Origin of the sequence: Burkholderia sp. BCC0397 (assembly GCF_902832865.1) — a bacterium.
Lineage (GTDB): Bacteria > Pseudomonadota > Gammaproteobacteria > Burkholderiales > Burkholderiaceae > Burkholderia.
On sequence record NZ_CADFDL010000009.1, the window covers coordinates 235,978 to 253,960 of the forward strand.

Consider the following 17,983-nt stretch of genomic DNA (forward strand, 5'->3'; position numbering starts at 1 on the left):
ATGCCGATCGTGTCGTCTTTCGTCACCGCAGGGAGCCGATGTGACCGTTCGCCATCTCGATGCGTTGTTCCAGCCCAAGTCTGTTGCGGTCGTCGGCGCGTCATCGCGCGCGGGCAGTATCGGCGCGATGGTGTGGTCGCGTGTGCTCGACGGCGCGTTTCAGGGGCCCGTGTGGCCCGTCAATCCGAAATATCGCGAGCTGGACGGGCATGCGGTCGTCTCCGATGTCGACCGGCTGCCCACGCCGCCGTCGGTTGCCGTGATCTGCACGCCGCCCGCGACCTGGGCCGGCATCGTGCGCAAGCTCGGTGAGCTCGGCACGCGCGTCGCGGTGATCGTCGGCGAGGCGCGCACCGATGCCGATCGCGCCGCGGTCGATCGCACGCTGAAGGCGGCGAAGCCGTTCGTGCTCCGTATCGTCGGGCCCGGCAGCCTCGGCGTGTTGTCGCCCGCGCGGCATGCGCATTTCGGCGCGCCTGCCTATACGGCGCGATCGGGCGGCGTCGCGTGGGTGTCGCAATCGAATGCGCTGACGAACGCGGTGCTTGGCTGGGCCGATGCGCGGGGCCTCGGTTTTTCGCATGTCGTCGCGCTCGGCAGCGAATCCGATGTCGATGCGGGCGACGTCCTCGACTATCTGGCAAGCGATCCCGGCACGCGCGCGATCCTGCTCGAGCTCGATACCGTGCGCGCGGCGCGCAAGTTCATGTCGGCGGCGCGCGCGGCCGCACGTAACAAGCCGGTGCTTGCGTTGCGCACCGGCCGTGCCGATCCCGGCGACGCGCTCTACACGGCGGCGTTCCAGCGCGCGGGCATGGTGCGCGTCGATGCGCTCGACGATCTGCTCGACGAAATCGAGACGCTCGGCGTCGGCCGTGTCACCGCGCGGGGGGCGGCGACACTCGTGACGAGCGACGCGGGCGTCGCGAAACTCGCGGTCGATGCGGTCGCGGAGGTGCGCGTCGCGCTGGCCGACTGGTCGCCGGCGGCAACGTCGGCCGTATCGGCCGCTTTGCCGCATCTGGCTGCGCCCGGTAATCCGCTGACGCTGGGCGACGATGCGCGCCCCGAGCACTTCGCCGCGGCGATCAAGGCGCTTGCCCCGTTTCCGCAGACGGGCACGCTGTTCGTCGTTCATTCCACGTCGCACAGCGCGCCGGCCGAGTCGGTCGCGCGCACGCTGATCGATTCGCGGCAGTACGCGCATCGCGGCATCCTCGCGTGTTTCTTCGGCGCGGTCGACGCGGCGACGCGCGATGCGCTGCACGCGAACGGCATTCCCGTGCACACGACGCCGCAGCGGCTCGCACGCGCGTATGCGCGGCTCGTCGACTACAACCTCGGGCGCCAGTTGCTGATGCAGACGCCGGAGGGCTCGCCGCCGCAGCCGGCCGAGTGCGTGGCGTCCGCCCAGGCGGACGCGCGCCGCATGGTCGAAGCCGGCCAGCATGAACTGGCCGGCGAAGCCGCGCTGCGCTGGCTGTCCCATTTCGGTCTGCAGGGCGAGCAGCCGAATGAGCCTGCCGGCAAGAAGGTCGTCGATATCACGATCGACATGTACGACGATTCGAACTTCGGTCCGGTGTTTCGTTATGCCGTGCCGCCGGCGGACGGCGTATCGGCGCCGTTCGTCGTCTACGGCCTGCCGCCGCTGAACACGGTGCTCGCCCGCGCGGTGATGGAGCGCTCGCCGTATGCGCGCAGCGCGCCCGTCGAGCCGACGCTCGACGCGCTGACGGCACTGTCGCAGGTCGTCTGCGACGTGCGCGAAGTCGTTGCAATGTCGGTCACGCTGCGTGTGCTGTCCGACCGCGCATCGGTGGTCGCGCCGCGCATCACGCTGGCTTCGGGGCGCAGCCGGCTCGCGATCATGCCGTATCCGCGGCACCTCGAGCAGACGCTCGAGTGGCGTGGCGAGACGGTGACGATCCGCCCGATCCGTCCGGAAGACGAGGCCGCACACAATGAACTGCTCGGTGCGATGACGCCGGAAGATCTGCGGATGCGTTTCTTCGGCGCGGTGCGCAGCTTCGATCATTCGCAGGTGGCGCGCATGACGCAGATCGACTACGACCGTGAGATGGCTTTCATCGTGTCGTTCACCGACGTGTCGGGGCGCGACCACACGCTCGCGGTCGCGCGTGCAGTCGCCGATCCCGACAACGAGACGGCGGAGTTCGCGATCGCGGTACGGCCCGATCAAAAGGGCAAGGGGCTCGGCCGGCTGATGATGACCCGCATCATCGACTACGCACGCTCGCGCGGCACTGCCTGGATGGTCGGCGAGGCGCTGCGCGAGAATTCGGCGATGATCTCGCTCGCGAAATCGTGCGGTTTTGCGGTGTCGACGACGGAGGAGCCCGGCGTCGTGGGTTTCAGGATGAAGTTGCAGCCGTAGGCGTCAGTCCGTGGTTCGACGCTTGAGGGCAGCGCATGGCATCGATGCGTCCCGACGTTTCGCCACGTCGCAAGCTAAATAAGGAATGCAAAGCGTTTGAACCGGCCTCCGGCGTGAAGCGCGCTCGTCAATGTGTCGGACCTGTCGTTCGAAGCGATACCGCGCGCACGCATGGTGTCCGGCGATGCTCGCAGCGTGCTGCGATATTCGTCCGCCGCAGCCGTTTCAACCGATGTGCCTGCACACATTCGCTACCGTATTCCGGCCTCGCAAATTCAAAGCCGTCACCAAGGTGAGACTTTTCGGGAGCGGCCAGTGAGCTTTTCCGGGACAGCGTGGTGAGCCGATACGGGAGCGTTCGGTGAGCCTTCCCGGGAACGGCCGGTGAGCACCTGCGGAAGAGGCCGGTGAGCCTTTCCGGGAGGCCTCGGTGAGCACTTGCGGGAGCGATCGGTGAGGACGTTCGGGAGGCGTCAGTGAGCGTCTCCGGGAGCCTTGGGTGAGACTTTTCGGGGGGCCGTGGTGAGCGCTTGCGGGATGCTGAGGTGAGCTTTTTCGGGAGCATGAGAATGCACGGCTCCCGTGGGCGCGCCGCCGGCCAACGCCGGCGTGACGCGCGGGTGCGGGCACGCAGGAACCGTGCCCGCGATTACATTCAGGCAGCGAGTTTCGACGCCGCGTCGTTCACCTGGTCGCGCGAAATCGCCAGTTCCTCGAGGTGCGGATCGGCATAGACCGCGCCGGTTTCGCGCTCGAGGCGGGCGATCGTGAGCGCACAGCGCGCGGTGTCTTTCGGCATCGCGATGAAGCGCTTGACCGACTCGCCGGACGTGAACGCGTCGAACAGTGCGCCGCGCACGTCGTCCGGAAGCGTCTTGGTCCATTGGTACGGCTTGCCGTTGAACGTGATCGACGGCGGCAGCGTGCGTTCCTTCTTGGTCGCCGTGATGAGCCCGTAGGTGCGGGCCGCGTCGCCGATCTGCTCGGGCGAGAAGAGTTCGTCAGGCGTGATGTCGAACTGCTCGATGTAGTTCTCGATCGCCTGCATGGCGGCGGCACGATCGTCGCGCTTTTTCTGCGCGCGCGCGACGATATCGCGCAGCTCGTCCGCTTCCTCGGGCGTGATCGTGAAGCTTGCCTGCTTCTGCTGAAGTTCGGAGAAACGCTGGAATTCTTGATCGTTCAGAAGTTTGGCCATGACATCCATCGGACACGACGGCCGCGACAACCGGCCGCCGTAGTTTTTGAGAGGGCCGCTATTCTAGCGTAGCGCCGCGGGTGCCCGATGCGACATCGCGCATCGGGCACCGCACGGGCGTCGCGCGCAACCGGAGCCGGCGCCGCTGCGCCGTGCCCGGCGTGCTTTGCCGGGGAGCCCGCGCGTCAGCAGGCCTCGCTGCGGCACATCGACAGATGGGCGGCGGTGTCGCGCAGTGCGCCGACGACCACGTCGACGGACGGCGCCATGTGCGCATCGATTCGCCGCATGAACGGGCACGTCAGCACCGCGATCGCATGGCCGGCCGGCCCGAGGATCGGCACGGTCAGGTCGGTCACGCCGTACGCTTGCCGGCTGTCCTGGCGCAGATAGCCGGACTGCCGGATCGACTGGCACGCATTCGCGAGCTCCTGCTCGTTGAGCGGCGCTTCGCCCTTGACCTTGCGGTGCTCGGCCAGCATGTGCGCGCGTTGCTCGGGGCCCTGGAACGCCAGCATCATGCGCCCCGACGCCGTATCGGCGAGGCCGACGCGCGAGCCGAGCCGGACCGACACGCCCCACGGGCCGGGCCCGTCCACCTGCGCGATCACGAGCAGGTTGCCGCGATCGTAGACGGACAGGTGGCACGACTGCTCGGCGGCATCGGCGAAGCGCTGCATCGGCGGCAGCGCCTCGGCGATCAGCCGGTTCATCGGCGGATGCCGGTGCGCAAGCGCGAACAGCTTGAGGCTGAGCGTGTAGCGGTCGCCGCCGGTCGAGCGCATCACGTAGCGGCGCGCGACGAGGCGTTCGAGCATCCGGTAGATTTCGCTCGCGTTACGGCCGAGTTCCTTCGTGATTTCGGTGCGGGTGAGTCCTTCCTTCTGCTCGGCCAGGAGTTCGAGAATGTCGAGGCCCTTGTCGAGCGCGGGTGCGCGATATCGGTCGATAGCGGCCATCGATTCCCGTGCGTCGCAGCCGGGAAGCGGGTCGTTGGTTGTCTGCATTGTCGGTGTGAGGTTGGGGGATTACCGTCGATCGGTTGGCGACGCACGCTGGCCGGTTCTGCACGCGTATAGGGCAGCCCCGCGTATGGCAATGAAAGCTATCCGTACGAGCTTAGCAATACAATAAACATACAGTGTGCAATGCAGCGTCTTTTTACCGATCGTTACTGAACAAGAACGGATGGGCAAACGTTTTCGATGACAGGGGCACCCCGAATAGCCAGTATTCATGCACCGATGGCAGGCGCCGTTGCGAATGACGGCGGATCGATGGACGTTAGTGCAGCGCGTGCTGCGCCGCAGTGTCGGCAGGCGCACCAATAGTCGGTATCCGTCGCGCGTCATTTCACGGCGCGCGGCCGATGGTACAAAGGCTTGCGGGCCAGCGACGGCGCGGCCGCGCGTGCAGCCGGCCGGCATGGGCCGGCACGCGTCGCGGATGCCGGGCCGTCGTCGCCGATGCGCAGACCGGCGGCCGCCCGTTCGATGTGCGCCGTACCGTCGTACGGCGCCGCGATCGCTGCGCCCGCGCGACCCTCGCGCGTCGACGGCATGCCGCATGCGGCGCCGACGCGTGCATTCGACGATCGACAACCAGTCCGGCGCGCGGCCGCGAAAGGCCGCGTCGGCCGGTATCCTGTCCCATTCGACAACAGAGGTTAAGCACGATGAAACTGCTTCGCTATGGCCCGTCCGGCCAGGAAAAGCCCGGCATCCTCGACGCGGCCGGCCGGATTCGCGACTTGTCCGCGCATGTGCCGGATCTTGCCGGCGATGTGCTGTCCGACGCGGGTCTCGCGCGGCTGCGCGCGATCGATCCGGCCGCGCTGCCGCTCGTGTCCGGCGAGCCGCGCATCGGCGCGTGCGTCGGGCACGTCGGCAAGTTCATCGGCATCGGCCTGAACTATGCCGACCACGCAGCCGAAGCCGGCATGGCGGTGCCGAAGGAGCCGGTCGTGTTCGGCAAGTGGACGAGTTCGATCTGCGGCCCGAACGACGGCATCGACATCCCGAAGGGGTCGGTCAAGACCGACTGGGAAGTGGAACTGGGTGTCGTGATCGGTGCGAAGTGCAAGGACGTCGACGAAGCGCGCGCGCTCGATTACGTCGCGGGTTACTGCGTCGTCAACGACGTGTCCGAGCGCGAATGGCAGATCGAGCGCGGCGGCCAGTGGGACAAGGGCAAGGGCTTCGACACGTTCGGCCCGCTCGGCCCGTGGCTCGTCACGCGCGACGAAGTGCCCGATCCGCAGCGTCTCGACCTGTGGCTCGAAATCGACGGCCACCGTTATCAGAACGGCAACACGCGCACGATGGTGTTCACGGTCGCGCAACTGATCGCGTATCTGTCGACCTGCATGACGCTGCAGCCGGGTGACGTGATCACGACCGGTACGCCGCCGGGTGTCGGCATGGGCATCAAGCCGTCGCCGGTGTTCCTGAAGGCCGGCCAGACGGTGCGCCTCGGGATCGAAGGGCTCGGCGAGCAGTTGCAGCGCACGCGCAACGCGCAATAAGCGCGTGAGCGGCGCGGGCCGGCTGGAGGATGCAGCCGCCCGCACGCTGGCCATGCTGCCCGACATGCCGGCATGGCCGCCGCCGGCGACCGGCGCACACCGAACCACGATGCAGCCAGAACCAGGGGCCCGATTCCGCACGATGCGGAATCGGGCCCTTGTCGCTTGTCCGCGTCCGGACGAAGCGGATCACACGACGTTGTCGAGTTCGCAATGCGCTTCGAGCCGATACCCGTCGGGGTCGACGACGAACGCCGCGTAGTAGCCCGGGCCGTAGTGCTCGCGCTTGCCGGGCCCGCCGTTGTCCTTGCCGCCGTGCTCGAGCGCGGCACGGTAGAACGCGTCGACCTCGACCGGTGACGCGGCCTTGAACGACAGGTGCATCCCCGATTCGGGATCGGCAGCGACAGGGCGAGCCGCGTGCTGCAACCACAGCTCGGGCTCGGTCGTGCCGTACCCGACGGCGTTGTCGTCGCTATACAGACGCTTGTAGCCGAGTGCGCCCAGCGCGCTGTCGTAGAAGGTGCGGCTGCGGTCGATGTGGGCAACGCCGAACGAAAGGTGATCGATCATCTGTGGCTCCTTGAACCGAGAGGGGACGTCAGTGCGGCAAACCTGCTTATAGACACCACGCCAACCGCTTGTAGCGAAGCGCGCCGAGCGTGGTGTCGTCGTACAGGCGGCCGGCGGCGGTGTGGATAACGCTGAACGAAAAGCGATCGATCATCTGTGTCTCCTTGGATTGAAGGGGGGCGTCAGGGCAGTAAACCTGTTTTTAACCACCATGCCGGTTATGTTAGAAATCGCTCGGGCGCTTGTCAACCGGCATAGTGGTTAGATACGATCGCGTCATGAGCAAAACGCAACCTTCCGTCACGACGGACTGCCTGATCCCGGCACCGCCCGAAACGCTGAGCCTCGATTTCGCGAATACGCTGTACTGGCGCGGCAGCGACCCGCCGACGGAAACCTTCGGCACGCTGGACGACCTGCTGGCGTGGTGCCGCGAGCAGGCGGGCGTGCCGGCCGGCCTGGCCGACGCATGTCGCGTGCATGACAAGGAGAAAGAGAAACAGCAGGGCGACGAGCCGGCGATGCTGGCGCGCGCACTCGCGTTGCGCGAAGCGCTATACCGGCTGTTTCACGCACAGGCGGAGCAGCGCGAGCCGCAGCCCGACGATCTCGCGCTGCTCGGTGGCTTCCTGGCGGAAGCGTCGCCGCGCGTTGCGCTGGCGCGCGTCGACGGCCGCTATGCGTGGCGGATCGACGCGTCAGGTGCGACGCTCGCGGGGCTGTTGAGCCCGGTGCTGTGGTCGGCGATCGACCTGCTCGGCGGCGCGCGGCTCGCGAAGGTCAAGCGCTGTGCGAACGACGCATGCCAGTGGCTGTTCATCGACGACAGCAAGAACGGCAGCCGACGCTGGTGCTCGATGTCGTCGTGCGGCAATCGCGCGAAGGCGTATCGCCACTATCACAAGGCCGAATGACGCGGCGGCCCGAACCTATTTCGCCGACAACTTGCGCCACAGCGTCGTCTTGCTGATGCCGAGCATCGCGCAGGCGCGATCGCGGTCGCCGCCGCACGCGTCGAGCACCGCGCGGATCTCGTCGGCTTCCGCGCGACGGCGGCGCGCATGGAGCGTTTGCGCGTCATCGGCGTCGGCCGCGTCGGGCGGCGCCGCGAACAGCTCGGGCGCGATCACTTGCAACGCGCCGGGGGCGAGCGCCGCGCACGCGGCGCCCGGATCGCTTTCGTCGACTTCCTCGGCCAGTTCCACCGCGATCCGCTCGACCACGTTCTGCAGTTCGCGCACGTTGCCGGGCCAGCGGTAGCGCGCGAGCGTCGCTTGCGTCGCGTCGAGCACGCGCAGCGCGTCGTCGGTGTCGCGCACGCGTTCGGCGAGACGCGGCTCGCGCCGCGCGGCCTGCACGAGCAGCGTCGCCGCGAGCGCGGGAATGTCGGCCGCGCGCTCGCGCAGCGGCGGCAGGCCGATGTTCAGGATGTTGAGCCGGTAATAGAGATCCGCGCGGAACGTGCCGGCCTCGACGGCCGCGAGCAGCGGCCGGTGCGTCGCGGCGATCACGCGCACGTCGATGCGGATCGGCTCGGTCGAGCCGAGGCGGATCACCTCGCGCTCCTGCAGCACGCGCAGCAGCCGGCTCTGCAGCGAAGGCGGCATCTCGCCGATCTCGTCGAGAAACAGCGTGCCGCGGTGCGCGGCCTCGAACAGCCCGGTCTTGCCGCCGCGCCGCGCGCCGGTGAACGCGCCTTCTTCATAGCCGAACAGTTCGCTCTCGAGCAGCGCTTCCGGAAACGCGCCGCAATTGACCGCGACGAACGGATAGCTGCGCCGCGCGGACAGCGCATGCAGGCTCTGCGCGATCATTTCCTTGCCGGTGCCGCTTTCGCCGAGCACCAGCACGGTGGCGTCGGATTTCGCGTAGCGGCGCACGAGGTCGCGCACGCGCGTCATCGGCGCCGATGCGCCGACCACGTCGTCGAGTGCGTAGCGTGCGGCGAACTGCTGGGTGGTCGGTTGCGAACGCAACGCACGATCGAGCCGTTCGACCGCGCGCGATTCCTGGAACGTCAGCACGCTGCCCGACGTGACGCCGCGATCGACCAGCGGCCCGCGATGCACGACATAGCGCACGCCGCGCACGGTCGCGAGCGCATCGCCGTCCTCGCCGCGCAGCGTGCGTAGCTCGGGCCGCAGGTCGACGAGCGCGCGGCCGACGGCCGCCGCGGGTTCGACCCCGAGCGCCGACGCGAGCCGCTCGTTGATCGCCTCGACGCGGCCGCGCGCGTCGAGCGCGACCACGCCGTCGCGCAGATGTTGCAGCAGCGTGTCGAGCCGCTGGCGGCGGAATGCCTCGGCGTGCGTCGCATACGCGACTTCGAGCGCCGTCTCGACGGCCTTGCGCACCGACGCATGCGAATACAGGAACACCGCGCCCATGCCGGCGCTGGCCGCGAGATCGGTGACGAGGCCCGGGCCGACGATCGTCTCGATGCCGCGATCGCGCAGGTCGTGCACGCAGGCTTCCGCTTCCTGCGCGGACTGATATGACGCAAACTGCACGTCGAGGCCGTACGCGGCGACGAAGCGGCGCACTTCGGGCGGCGTTTCGCCGGCGCTGACGAGCGCGATCCGCGCTGCGTCGCGCCGCGCGCGCGCGAGCGCCTGCATCACGTCGAAACCGGTCGGCGACACGACCACCACCGGCACCTGCGCCCGCGTTTTCAGGAAGCCGCCATTCGAGCCGGCCGCGACGATCACGTCGGGCCGCGCGGTGCCGGCCTCGGCGATCGCGCTCAGCGCATCCTCGTAGGCACGCGTGACGATCCGCACGTCGGCGCGTTCGTCGAATTCGCCGGCGATCTCGCGAAACAGCTCGCGCAGGCGGCTGATGCCCATCGCCCAGATGCGCGGGCGCACGGTGCGGTCGGCCGGGCCGACGGGCTTGGTCGAGGAGAGGTCCATGACGGCCGATTATGCGCGTGCGATTTCATTTTTGAAACATGTAGTGCCGAATTGAAATCGACGGGCGCTGCAACGCCGACGGCGGTTGCTTAATAATCAGTGGGTTAGCGACGTTTCGCGCGCTGGCCCGGTCCTTGCTGTTATTGAGCATTCCATCAGGAGGCCGTTCATGAGCAATACGCATCTTCAGAGCGCCGGCGCGAAGTTCCGCGCGGCAGTTGCGGCCGAGCAGCCGCTGCAGGTGGTCGGCGCGATCACCGCGTACGCGGCCAAGATGGCGCAGGCCGTCGGCTTCAAGGCCGTGTACCTGTCGGGCGGCGGCGTCGCCGCGAACTCGCTCGGCATCCCCGACCTCGGCATCAGCACGATGGAAGACGTGCTGATCGACGCGACCCGGATCACCAACGCGACCGACCTGCCGCTGCTGGTCGACATCGACACGGGCTGGGGCGGCGCGTTCAACATCGCGCGCACGGTCCGTTCGTTCATCAACGCCGGCGTCGCGGCCGTGCACCTCGAGGACCAGGTCGGCCAGAAGCGCTGCGGCCACCGTCCGGGCAAGGAAGTCGTGCCGATCGACGAAATGGTCGATCGCGTGAAGGCCGCGGTCGATGCGCGTACCGACGACCAGTTCGTGATCATGGCGCGCACCGATGCGGCCGCCGCCGAAGGGATCGATTCGGCGATCGAGCGCGCGATCGCGTACGTGGAAGCCGGCGCAGACATGATCTTCCCGGAAGCGATGAAGACGCTCGACGACTACCGCCGCTTCAAGGCCGCCGTGAAGGTGCCGATCCTCGCGAACCTGACCGAATTCGGCTCGACGCCGCTGTTTACGGTCGACGAGCTGCGCGAGGCGAACGTCGACATCGCGCTGTACTGCTGCGGCGCGTATCGCGCGATGAACAAGGCCGCGCTGAACTTCTACGAGACGCTGCGCCGCGACGGCACGCAGAAGGCGGCCGTGCCGACGATGCAGACGCGCGCCGAGCTGTACGACTTCCTCGGCTATCACGAATACGAGCGCAAGCTCGACGAACTGTTCGCGCAGGGCAAGAAGTAACGCGGCCCGCACCCCCGATACCCATTGGAGAAGGAAAACATGAGCGAGACGAAAGACGCAGCAGCACCGGCCGCCGCAGGCGCATTCAAGCCGAAGAAGTCGGTGGCGCTGTCGGGCGTGACGGCCGGCAACACGGCGCTGTGCACGGTCGGCAAGACCGGCAACGACCTGCATTACCGCGGTTACGACATTCTCGACGTCGCCGAATCGTGCGAGTTCGAGGAGATCGCGCACCTGCTCGTGCACGAAAGGCTGCCGACCATGACCGAGCTGGCCGCGTACAAGACCAAGCTGCGCGCGATGCGCGGCCTGCCGAGCGCGCTGAAGGCGGCGCTCGAACAGATCCCGGCGTCGGCCCACCCGATGGACGTGATGCGCACCGGCGTGTCGGTGCTCGGCACCGTGCTGCCGGAGAAGGACGACCACAACCTGCCGGGCGCGCGCGACATCGCCGACCGCCTGATGGCGTCGCTCGGCTCGATGCTGCTGTACTGGTATCACTTCTCGCACAACGGCAAGCGCATCGAGACGGAAACCGACGACGACTCGATCGGCGGCCACTTCCTGCACCTGCTGCACGGCAAGACGCCGTCGAAGTCGTGGGTGGAGGCGATGCACACGTCGCTGATCCTGTACGCGGAGCACGAATTCAACGCATCGACGTTCACGGGCCGCGTGATCGCGGGCACGGGTTCGGACATCTACTCGGCGATCACCGGCGCGATCGGCGCGCTGCGCGGGCCGAAGCACGGCGGCGCGAACGAAGTCGCGTATGAAATCCAGAGCCGCTACAGCTCGCCGGACGACGCCGAAGCCGACATCCGCCGCCGCGTCGAGAACAAGGAAGTCGTGATCGGCTTCGGCCATCCGGTCTACACGATCTCCGATCCGCGCAACAAGGTGATCAAGGGCGTCGCGCACAAGCTGTCGAAGGAAGCGGGCGACACGAAGCTGTACAACATCGCCGAGCGCCTCGAATCGGTGATGTGGGACGCGAAGAAGATGTTCCCGAACCTCGACTGGTTCAGCGCGGTGTCGTATCACATGATGGGCGTGCCGACCGCGATGTTCACGCCGCTGTTCGTGATCTCGCGCACGTCGGGCTGGAGCGCGCACATCATCGAGCAACGCATCGACAACAAGATCATCCGCCCGAGCGCGAACTACACGGGCCCGGAAGACCTGCAGTTCGTGCCGATCGAGAAGCGTTGATCGCCCGCCGCGCGCACCGGCCCCCGTGATGCGGGCGGCCGGCGCGCGCGGCACGTCATACCCCGAATTCCCGCCCCACATCATGAATACCGCCAACCGCAAACCCCTGCCCGGCACGTCGCTGGACTATTTCGACGCGCGCGCCGCGGTCGACGCGATCGCGCCCGGCGCGTACGACACGCTGCCGTACACGTCGCGCGTGCTCGCCGAAAACCTCGTGCGCCGCTGCGATCCGGCGATTCTCGCCGAGTCGCTGAAGCAGATCATCGAGCGCAAGCGCGAACGCGATTTCCCGTGGTTCCCGGCGCGCGTGGTGTGCCACGACATCCTCGGGCAGACGGCGCTCGTCGATCTCGCCGGCCTGCGCGACGCGATCGCGGACGGCGGCGGCGACCCGGCGAAGGTGAACCCGGTCGTGCCGGTGCAGCTGATCGTCGACCACTCGCTCGCCGTCGAATGCGGCGGCTTCGACCCGGACGCGTTCGCGAAGAACCGCGCGATCGAGGATCGTCGCAACGAGGATCGCTTCCACTTCATCGAGTGGACGAAGAAGGCGTTCGAGAACGTCGACGTGATCCCGCCGGGCAACGGCATCATGCACCAGATCAATCTCGAGAAGATGTCGCCGGTGATCCAGGCACAGGACGGCGTCGCGTACCCGGACACCTGTGTCGGCACCGACAGCCACACGCCGCACGTCGACGCGCTCGGCGTGATCGCGATCGGCGTCGGCGGGCTCGAAGCCGAGAACGTGATGCTCGGCCGCGCGTCGTGGATGCGCCTGCCCGACATCGTCGGCGTCGAGCTGACCGGCAAGCGCCAGCCCGGCATCACCGCGACCGACGTCGTGCTCGCGCTGACCGAGTTCCTGCGCAAGGAAAAGGTGGTCGGCGCGTACCTGGAGTTCCGCGGCGAAGGCGCGGCGAGCCTCACGCTGGGCGATCGCGCGACGATCTCGAACATGGCGCCCGAATACGGCGCGACGGCCGCGATGTTCTTCATCGACGGCCAGACGATCGACTACCTGCGCCTCACCGGCCGCAGCGACGAGCAGGTGAAGCTGGTCGAGACCTACGCGAAGGCGGCCGGCCTGTGGGCCGATACGCTGAACGATGCGCAGTACGAGCGCACGCTGACGTTCGACCTGTCGAGCGTCGTGCGCAACATGGCCGGCCCGTCGAATCCGCACAAGCGGCTGCCGACGTCCGATCTCGCCGCGCGCGGGATCGCCGGCCAGTGGGAAGAGAAGCCGGGCGAAATGCCCGACGGCGCGGTGATCATCGCCGCGATCACGAGCTGCACGAACACCAGCAACCCGCGCAACGTGATCGCTGCCGCCTTGCTCGCGCGCAACGCGAATGCGAAGGGCCTCACGCGCAAGCCGTGGGTGAAGAGCTCGCTCGCGCCGGGCTCGAAGGCGGTCGAGCTGTATCTGGAAGAAGCGAACCTGTTGCCCGAACTCGAGAAGCTCGGCTTCGGCATCGTCGCGTTCGCGTGCACGACCTGCAACGGGATGTCGGGCGCGCTCGACCCGAAGATCCAGCAGGAGATCGTCGATCGCGACCTGTACGCGACGGCCGTGCTGTCCGGCAACCGCAACTTCGACGGCCGCATTCACCCGTATGCGAAGCAGGCGTTCCTGGCGTCGCCGCCGCTCGTGGTCGCGTATGCGATCGCCGGCACGATCCGCTTCGACATCGAGAAGGACGTGCTCGGCCATGACGCGGACGGCCAGCCCGTCACGCTGAAGGACATCTGGCCGACCGACGAGGAGATCGACGCGATCGTCGCGTCGAGCGTGAAGCCCGAGCAGTTCCGCAAGGTCTACGAGCCGATGTTCGCGCGTAGCGCCGACGCCGGCGAACGCGCGGCGCCGCTGTACGACTGGCGCGCGCAGAGCACGTACATCCGCCGTCCGCCGTACTGGGAGGGGGCGCTGGCCGGCGAACGCACGTTGACGGGCATGCGCCCGCTCGCGGTGCTCGGCGACAACATCACGACCGACCACCTGTCGCCGTCGAACGCGATCCTGCTGGATAGCGCGGCCGGCGAGTACCTCGCGAAGATGGGCCTGCCGGAAGAAGACTTCAACTCGTACGCGACGCACCGGGGCGACCACCTGACCGCGCAGCGCGCGACCTTCGCGAATCCGACGCTGATCAACGAGATGGCGGTCGTCGACGGCGCGGTGAAGAAGGGCTCGCTCGCGCGCGTCGAGCCGGAAGGCAAGGTCATGCGGATGTGGGAAGCGATCGAGACGTACATGAATCGCAAGCAGCCGCTGATCGTCGTGGCCGGCGCCGACTACGGCCAGGGCTCGTCGCGCGACTGGGCCGCGAAGGGCGTGCGGCTCGCGGGCGTCGAGGCGATCGCCGCCGAAGGCTTCGAGCGGATCCACCGCACGAACCTGATCGGGATGGGTGTGCTGCCGCTCGAGTTCAAGCCGGGCACCAACCGGACGACGCTCGGCATCGATGGCACCGAGACCTTCGACGTGATCGGCGAGCGCACGCCGCGCGCCGACCTGACGCTCGTGATTCACCGCCGGAACGGCGAGCGTGTCGAGGTGCCGATGACGTGCCGGCTCGATACGGCCGAGGAAGTGTCGATCTACGAAGCGGGCGGCGTGCTGCAGCGTTTCGCGCAGGACTTCCTCGAATCGTCGCAGGCAGCCTGACCGGCGCACATTGGGAACACAGACATGGCTCACATTCCTCAAATCAGGATTCCCGCGACCTACCTTCGCGGCGGCACCAGCAAGGGCGTGTTCTTCCGGCTGCAGGATCTGCCGGATGCCGCGCAGGCACCGGGCGCCGCGCGCGACGCGCTGCTGCTGCGCGTGATCGGCAGCCCCGATCCGTACGGCAAGCAGATCGACGGGATGGGCGGCGCGACGTCGTCCACCAGCAAGACGGTGATCGTGTCGAAGAGCACGCGGCCGGGCCACGACGTCGACTACCTGTTCGGTCAGGTCGCGATCGACCGCGCGTTCGTCGACTGGACCGGCAACTGCGGCAACCTGTCGGCGGCGGTCGGCCCGTTCGCGATCAGCGGCGGGCTGGTCGATCCGGCGCGCGTGCCGCGCGACGGCGTCGCGACCGTGCGGATCTGGCAGGCCAACATCGGCAAGACGATCATTGCCCATGTGCCGATCGTGAACGGCGCGGTGCAGGAGACGGGCGACTTCGAGCTGGACGGCGTCACGTTCCCGGCCGCCGAAGTGCAGCTCGAATTCATGGACCCGGCCGCCGACGAGGAAGGCGCGGGCGGCTCGATGTTCCCGACCGGCAACCTCGTCGACGATCTGGCCGTGCCGGGCATCGGCACGCTGAAGGCGACGATGATCAACGCGGGGATTCCGACGATCTTCGTCGAGGCCGAAGCGATCGGCTATACGGGCACCGAGCTGCAGGATGCGATCAACGGTGATGCGAAGGCGCTCGAGAAGTTCGAGACGATTCGCGCGCACGGCGCGCTGCGGATGGGCCTGATCGACACGCTCGACGAAATCGCGACGCGGCAGCACACGCCGAAGATCGCGTTCGTCGCGAAGCCGGCCGACTACGTCGCGTCGAGCGGCAAGCGCGTGAACGCGGGCGACGTCGACCTGCTGGTGCGCGCGATGTCGATGGGCAAGCTGCATCACGCGATGATGGGCACGGCGGCAGTCGCGATCGGCACGGCCGCGGCGATTCCCGGCACGCTCGTCAACCTTGCAGCGGGCGGCGGCGAACGCCACGCGGTGCGCTTCGGGCATCCGTCGGGCACGCTGCGCGTCGGCGCGAAAGCGCAGCGCGAGAACGGCGAATGGACCGTCACGAAGGCGATCATGAGCCGCAGCGCGCGCGTGCTGATGGAAGGCTGGGTGCGGGTGCCGGGCGACGCGTTCTGATCGTTGCCGTCGGTATCGGCGCGGATGCGGGCGGCTTCGGCCGCCCGCGTCGTTTTCGTCAGCCGTGCAGGAAGCGGCGCAGCGCGTCGTGGCTCAGGCGGCGCGCCGCTTCCGAGACGCGCGCGCCGGGCACGATGTCGAACCCGTGTACGCCGCCGGGCAGCACGTGCAGCTCGGTCGGCACGCCCGCGCGGAGCAGGCGCTGCGCATAGTCGAGATTTTCGTCGAGAAACAGGTCGAGCGAGCCGACCGACAGGAACGTCGGCGGCAGGCCGTCGAGCCGCGCGGCGCGCGCGGCCGCCGCGTACGGCGACACGCCGTCGATGCCCGGCGCATGACCGAGCAGCGAGGTCCAGCCGAACCGGTTGTTGGCCGCATGCCAGATGAATTCGCCGGCATGCGGATGCGGCGTGCGCGTGCAGGTGCGGTCGTCGAGCATCGGATAGATCAGGTGCTGGAACGCGAGCGGGAATTCGCCGCGGTCGCGGGCCAGCAGCGCCAGCGCGGCGGCGAGCCCGCCGCCCGCGCTTTCGCCCGCCACGCCGATCCGCGTGGTGTCGATGCCGAGCGTATCGGCGTGATGGAACACCCAGCCGAGCGCCGCGTAGCAGTCCTCGATCGCGCCGGGAAACACGGTTTCCGGCGCAAGGCGGTAGTCGACCGAGATCAGCGCGCAGCCGAGCTGCGTCACGAGCGACCGGTGCACCGCTTCGAGATCCTTCGCCGCACCGCGCACGTAGCCGCCGCCGTGCATGTGGACGATCGCCGGGAGCGGGCGCGCGTGGCCGTCGGGCCAATAAACGAGGACCGGGACGTCCGGTGTGCCGGCGGGGCCGGGCACCGTGCGGCGTTCGAGCGTGCTGCCGGCCGGGTCGGGCGGTGGCAGCGGCAGCACGCGCTGGCGCGACTGCGCGAGGTTGTCGGCGTCGAGCGTGACGGTCGGCCAGGTCTCGAGCAGCGGGCGGATTTCGGGATCGACGAGATGCAGGGTGTTCAATGCAGGGCTCCATCGTGGAAGTGGGCGGCGCGCCGCGGTCAGAGCACGCTACGCGCGACGACCCAGCGGTGCACCTCGGTCGGGCCTTCGAAGATGCGCATCAGCCGCGCCTCGCTGGCCATCTGCTGCAACGGCATTTCCTTCGTCATGCCCATCGCGCCGAGCGTCTGCATCGCATGATCGATGACGGTCGACGCCATTTCGGTTGCGAACACCTTGACCATCGAGATCTGCGTGCGTGCATCCTGCCCGGCATCCACGCGCGTAGCCGCTTCGTAGGTCATCAGGCGGCACGCATGGATCTGCGTGAGCGCGTCGGCGACCCACCACTGGACCGCCTGGCGCTCCGCGAGCGGCACGCCGAAGGTCGTGCGCTGTTTCGCATGGTCGCACAGCAGCGCGACCGCGCGCTCGGCGCGGCCGATGCACCATGCGGCCATCTCCAGCCGCCGGTTCGCGAGCCGGGCCTGCATCGGCGCGAAGCCGGCGCCTTCCCGGCCCAGCAGTTGCGCGGCGGGAATGCGGCAGTCTTCCAGCACGATTTCGTAGGTCGACAGCCCGCCGATCATCGGAATCCGGCGTTCGATGACGAAGCCCGGCGTGTCGCGGTCGACGATGAACGCCGACATGCCGCCGCGCTTGCCCTTGCTTCGATCGGTCAGCGCCATCACGATCGTCCAGTCGGCTTCGGCCGCGTGACTGATCCAGATCTTCCGGCCGTTCAGCACCCAGCCGTCGGCGTCGCGCACGGCGGTCGTCGACAGCGCGCCCGGATCGGAGCCGGCGCCGGGCTCGGAAATCGCCATCGCCGCACGCGTGGCGCCACGTGCGTACGGTTCGAGATAGCGCGCGCGTTGCGCATCGTCGGCCGCGTCGCACAGCATCCGCAGGTTCGGCGAGTCGGGCGGCAGGATGTACGGGGTGACGGTCGTGCCGATCGCCTCGTTCACGCCGACCATCGCGACGGCCGGCAGATCCGAGCCGCCCGCGTCGAGCGGCGCGTCGAGTCCCCACAGGCCGAGCTGCCGGGAGCGTTCGTCGAGTCGCGCACGTTCGTCGGCGAGCAGCCCGAAGCGCTGGCCGTCGGCCTCGCGCGCCATCACCGCCGCTTCGAGCGGAATCAGTTCGTCCTTCACGAAACGTGCGACGAGGTCCCGGATCATCCGGTGTTCGAGTTCGAGTTCGAAATTCATGAGGGTGGGTCAGGACAGGAG

Annotated in this window: 13 protein-coding genes; 7 read left to right on the forward strand and 6 right to left on the reverse strand. The window is 68.2% G+C overall.

The window, feature by feature from the left end; genetic code table 11:
• Window positions 1-40: 40 nt before the first annotated feature.
• Window positions 41-2,398 (forward strand): GNAT family N-acetyltransferase, encoded by a 2,358-nt coding sequence (locus HWX03_RS25615; RefSeq protein WP_175873136.1) that lies wholly within the window; start codon window positions 41-43, stop codon window positions 2,396-2,398.
• 655 nt (window positions 2,399-3,053) lie between these two features.
• Here HWX03_RS25615 and HWX03_RS25620 read toward each other — a convergent pair.
• Together HWX03_RS25620 and HWX03_RS25625 are read right to left on the reverse strand one after the other, a co-directional pair.
• Complete coding sequence (locus HWX03_RS25620; RefSeq protein ID WP_006480314.1) at window positions 3,054-3,605, reverse strand: hypothetical protein; 552 nt, start codon at window positions 3,603-3,605, stop codon at window positions 3,054-3,056.
• 176 nt (window positions 3,606-3,781) lie between these two features.
• The gene (locus tag HWX03_RS25625; protein WP_175823751.1) at window positions 3,782-4,603 is read right to left on the reverse strand and encodes an IclR family transcriptional regulator; all 822 of its coding nucleotides are present in this window, start codon (window positions 4,601-4,603) and stop codon (window positions 3,782-3,784) included.
• Window positions 4,604-5,271: 668 nt separating this feature from the next.
• Here HWX03_RS25625 and HWX03_RS25630 point away from each other — a divergent pair.
• A complete protein-coding gene (locus HWX03_RS25630; RefSeq protein WP_174434521.1) occupies window positions 5,272-6,120 on the forward strand; it encodes an ureidoglycolate lyase in 849 nt (282 codons plus the stop codon).
• A gap of 189 nt (window positions 6,121-6,309) precedes the next feature.
• On the opposite strand, the gene HWX03_RS25635 is transcribed toward HWX03_RS25630, so the two are convergent.
• Complete coding sequence (locus HWX03_RS25635; RefSeq protein ID WP_175823753.1) at window positions 6,310-6,693, reverse strand: VOC family protein; 384 nt, start codon at window positions 6,691-6,693, stop codon at window positions 6,310-6,312.
• 278 nt (window positions 6,694-6,971) lie between these two features.
• On the opposite strand from HWX03_RS25635, the gene HWX03_RS25640 reads away from it, so the two are divergent.
• Entirely contained in the window at window positions 6,972-7,607 is a 636-nt protein-coding gene (locus HWX03_RS25640) for an ABATE domain-containing protein (protein WP_175873137.1), read from the forward strand.
• 15 nt (window positions 7,608-7,622) lie between these two features.
• On the opposite strand, the gene prpR is transcribed toward HWX03_RS25640, so the two are convergent.
• On the reverse strand, window positions 7,623-9,605 hold the full coding sequence (gene prpR, locus HWX03_RS25645) for a propionate catabolism operon regulatory protein PrpR (protein WP_175873138.1): 1,983 nt from the start codon (window positions 9,603-9,605) through the stop codon (window positions 7,623-7,625).
• A 169-nt stretch (window positions 9,606-9,774) separates the two neighbouring features.
• Here prpR and prpB point away from each other — a divergent pair, with 169 nt between their 5' ends.
• The 4 genes from prpB (at window position 9,775) to prpF (ending at window position 15,772) form a co-directional block, all read left to right on the forward strand.
• Window positions 9,775-10,668, forward strand: coding sequence for a methylisocitrate lyase (gene prpB / locus HWX03_RS25650; protein WP_175873139.1), 894 nt, complete (start codon window positions 9,775-9,777; stop codon window positions 10,666-10,668).
• Window positions 10,669-10,707: 39 nt separating this feature from the next.
• On the forward strand, window positions 10,708-11,880 hold the full coding sequence (gene prpC, locus HWX03_RS25655; RefSeq protein ID WP_174434525.1) for a 2-methylcitrate synthase: 1,173 nt from the start codon (window positions 10,708-10,710) through the stop codon (window positions 11,878-11,880).
• 82 nt (window positions 11,881-11,962) lie between these two features.
• Window positions 11,963-14,557 (forward strand): Fe/S-dependent 2-methylisocitrate dehydratase AcnD, encoded by a 2,595-nt coding sequence (acnD, locus tag HWX03_RS25660; protein ID WP_175873140.1) that lies wholly within the window; start codon window positions 11,963-11,965, stop codon window positions 14,555-14,557.
• Window positions 14,558-14,581: 24 nt separating this feature from the next.
• Window positions 14,582-15,772 (forward strand): 2-methylaconitate cis-trans isomerase PrpF, encoded by a 1,191-nt coding sequence (prpF, locus tag HWX03_RS25665; protein WP_175873141.1) that lies wholly within the window; start codon window positions 14,582-14,584, stop codon window positions 15,770-15,772.
• A 58-nt stretch (window positions 15,773-15,830) separates the two neighbouring features.
• On the opposite strand, the gene HWX03_RS25670 is transcribed toward prpF, so the two are convergent.
• Both HWX03_RS25670 and HWX03_RS25675 read right to left on the reverse strand, forming a co-directional pair.
• A complete protein-coding gene (locus HWX03_RS25670; protein WP_175873142.1) occupies window positions 15,831-16,769 on the reverse strand; it encodes an alpha/beta hydrolase in 939 nt (312 codons plus the stop codon).
• Window positions 16,770-16,807: 38 nt separating this feature from the next.
• Entirely contained in the window at window positions 16,808-17,962 is a 1,155-nt protein-coding gene (locus HWX03_RS25675; RefSeq protein WP_175873143.1) for an acyl-CoA dehydrogenase, read from the reverse strand.
• Between the last annotated feature and the right edge of the window lie 21 nt (window positions 17,963-17,983).

Bases quoted from the DNA above. Each gene is read 5' to 3' on its own strand.
- HWX03_RS25620 (WP_006480314.1), bottom strand. From the start codon at position 3,605: ATGGATGTCATGGCCAAACTTCTGAACGATCAAGAATTCCAGCGTTTC.
- HWX03_RS25625 (WP_175823751.1), bottom strand. From the start codon at position 4,603: ATGCAGACAACCAACGACCCGCTTCCCGGCTGCGACGCACGGGAATCG.
- HWX03_RS25630 (WP_174434521.1), top strand. From the start codon at position 5,272: ATGAAACTGCTTCGCTATGGCCCGTCCGGCCAGGAAAAGCCCGGCATC.
- HWX03_RS25635 (WP_175823753.1), bottom strand. From the start codon at position 6,693: ATGATCGATCACCTTTCGTTCGGCGTTGCCCACATCGACCGCAGCCGC.
- HWX03_RS25640 (WP_175873137.1), top strand. From the start codon at position 6,972: ATGAGCAAAACGCAACCTTCCGTCACGACGGACTGCCTGATCCCGGCA.
- prpR (WP_175873138.1), bottom strand. From the start codon at position 9,605: ATGGACCTCTCCTCGACCAAGCCCGTCGGCCCGGCCGACCGCACCGTG.
- prpB (WP_175873139.1), top strand. From the start codon at position 9,775: ATGAGCAATACGCATCTTCAGAGCGCCGGCGCGAAGTTCCGCGCGGCA.
- prpC (WP_174434525.1), top strand. From the start codon at position 10,708: ATGAGCGAGACGAAAGACGCAGCAGCACCGGCCGCCGCAGGCGCATTC.
- acnD (WP_175873140.1), top strand. From the start codon at position 11,963: ATGAATACCGCCAACCGCAAACCCCTGCCCGGCACGTCGCTGGACTAT.
- prpF (WP_175873141.1), top strand. From the start codon at position 14,582: ATGGCTCACATTCCTCAAATCAGGATTCCCGCGACCTACCTTCGCGGC.
- HWX03_RS25675 (WP_175873143.1), bottom strand. From the start codon at position 17,962: ATGAATTTCGAACTCGAACTCGAACACCGGATGATCCGGGACCTCGTC.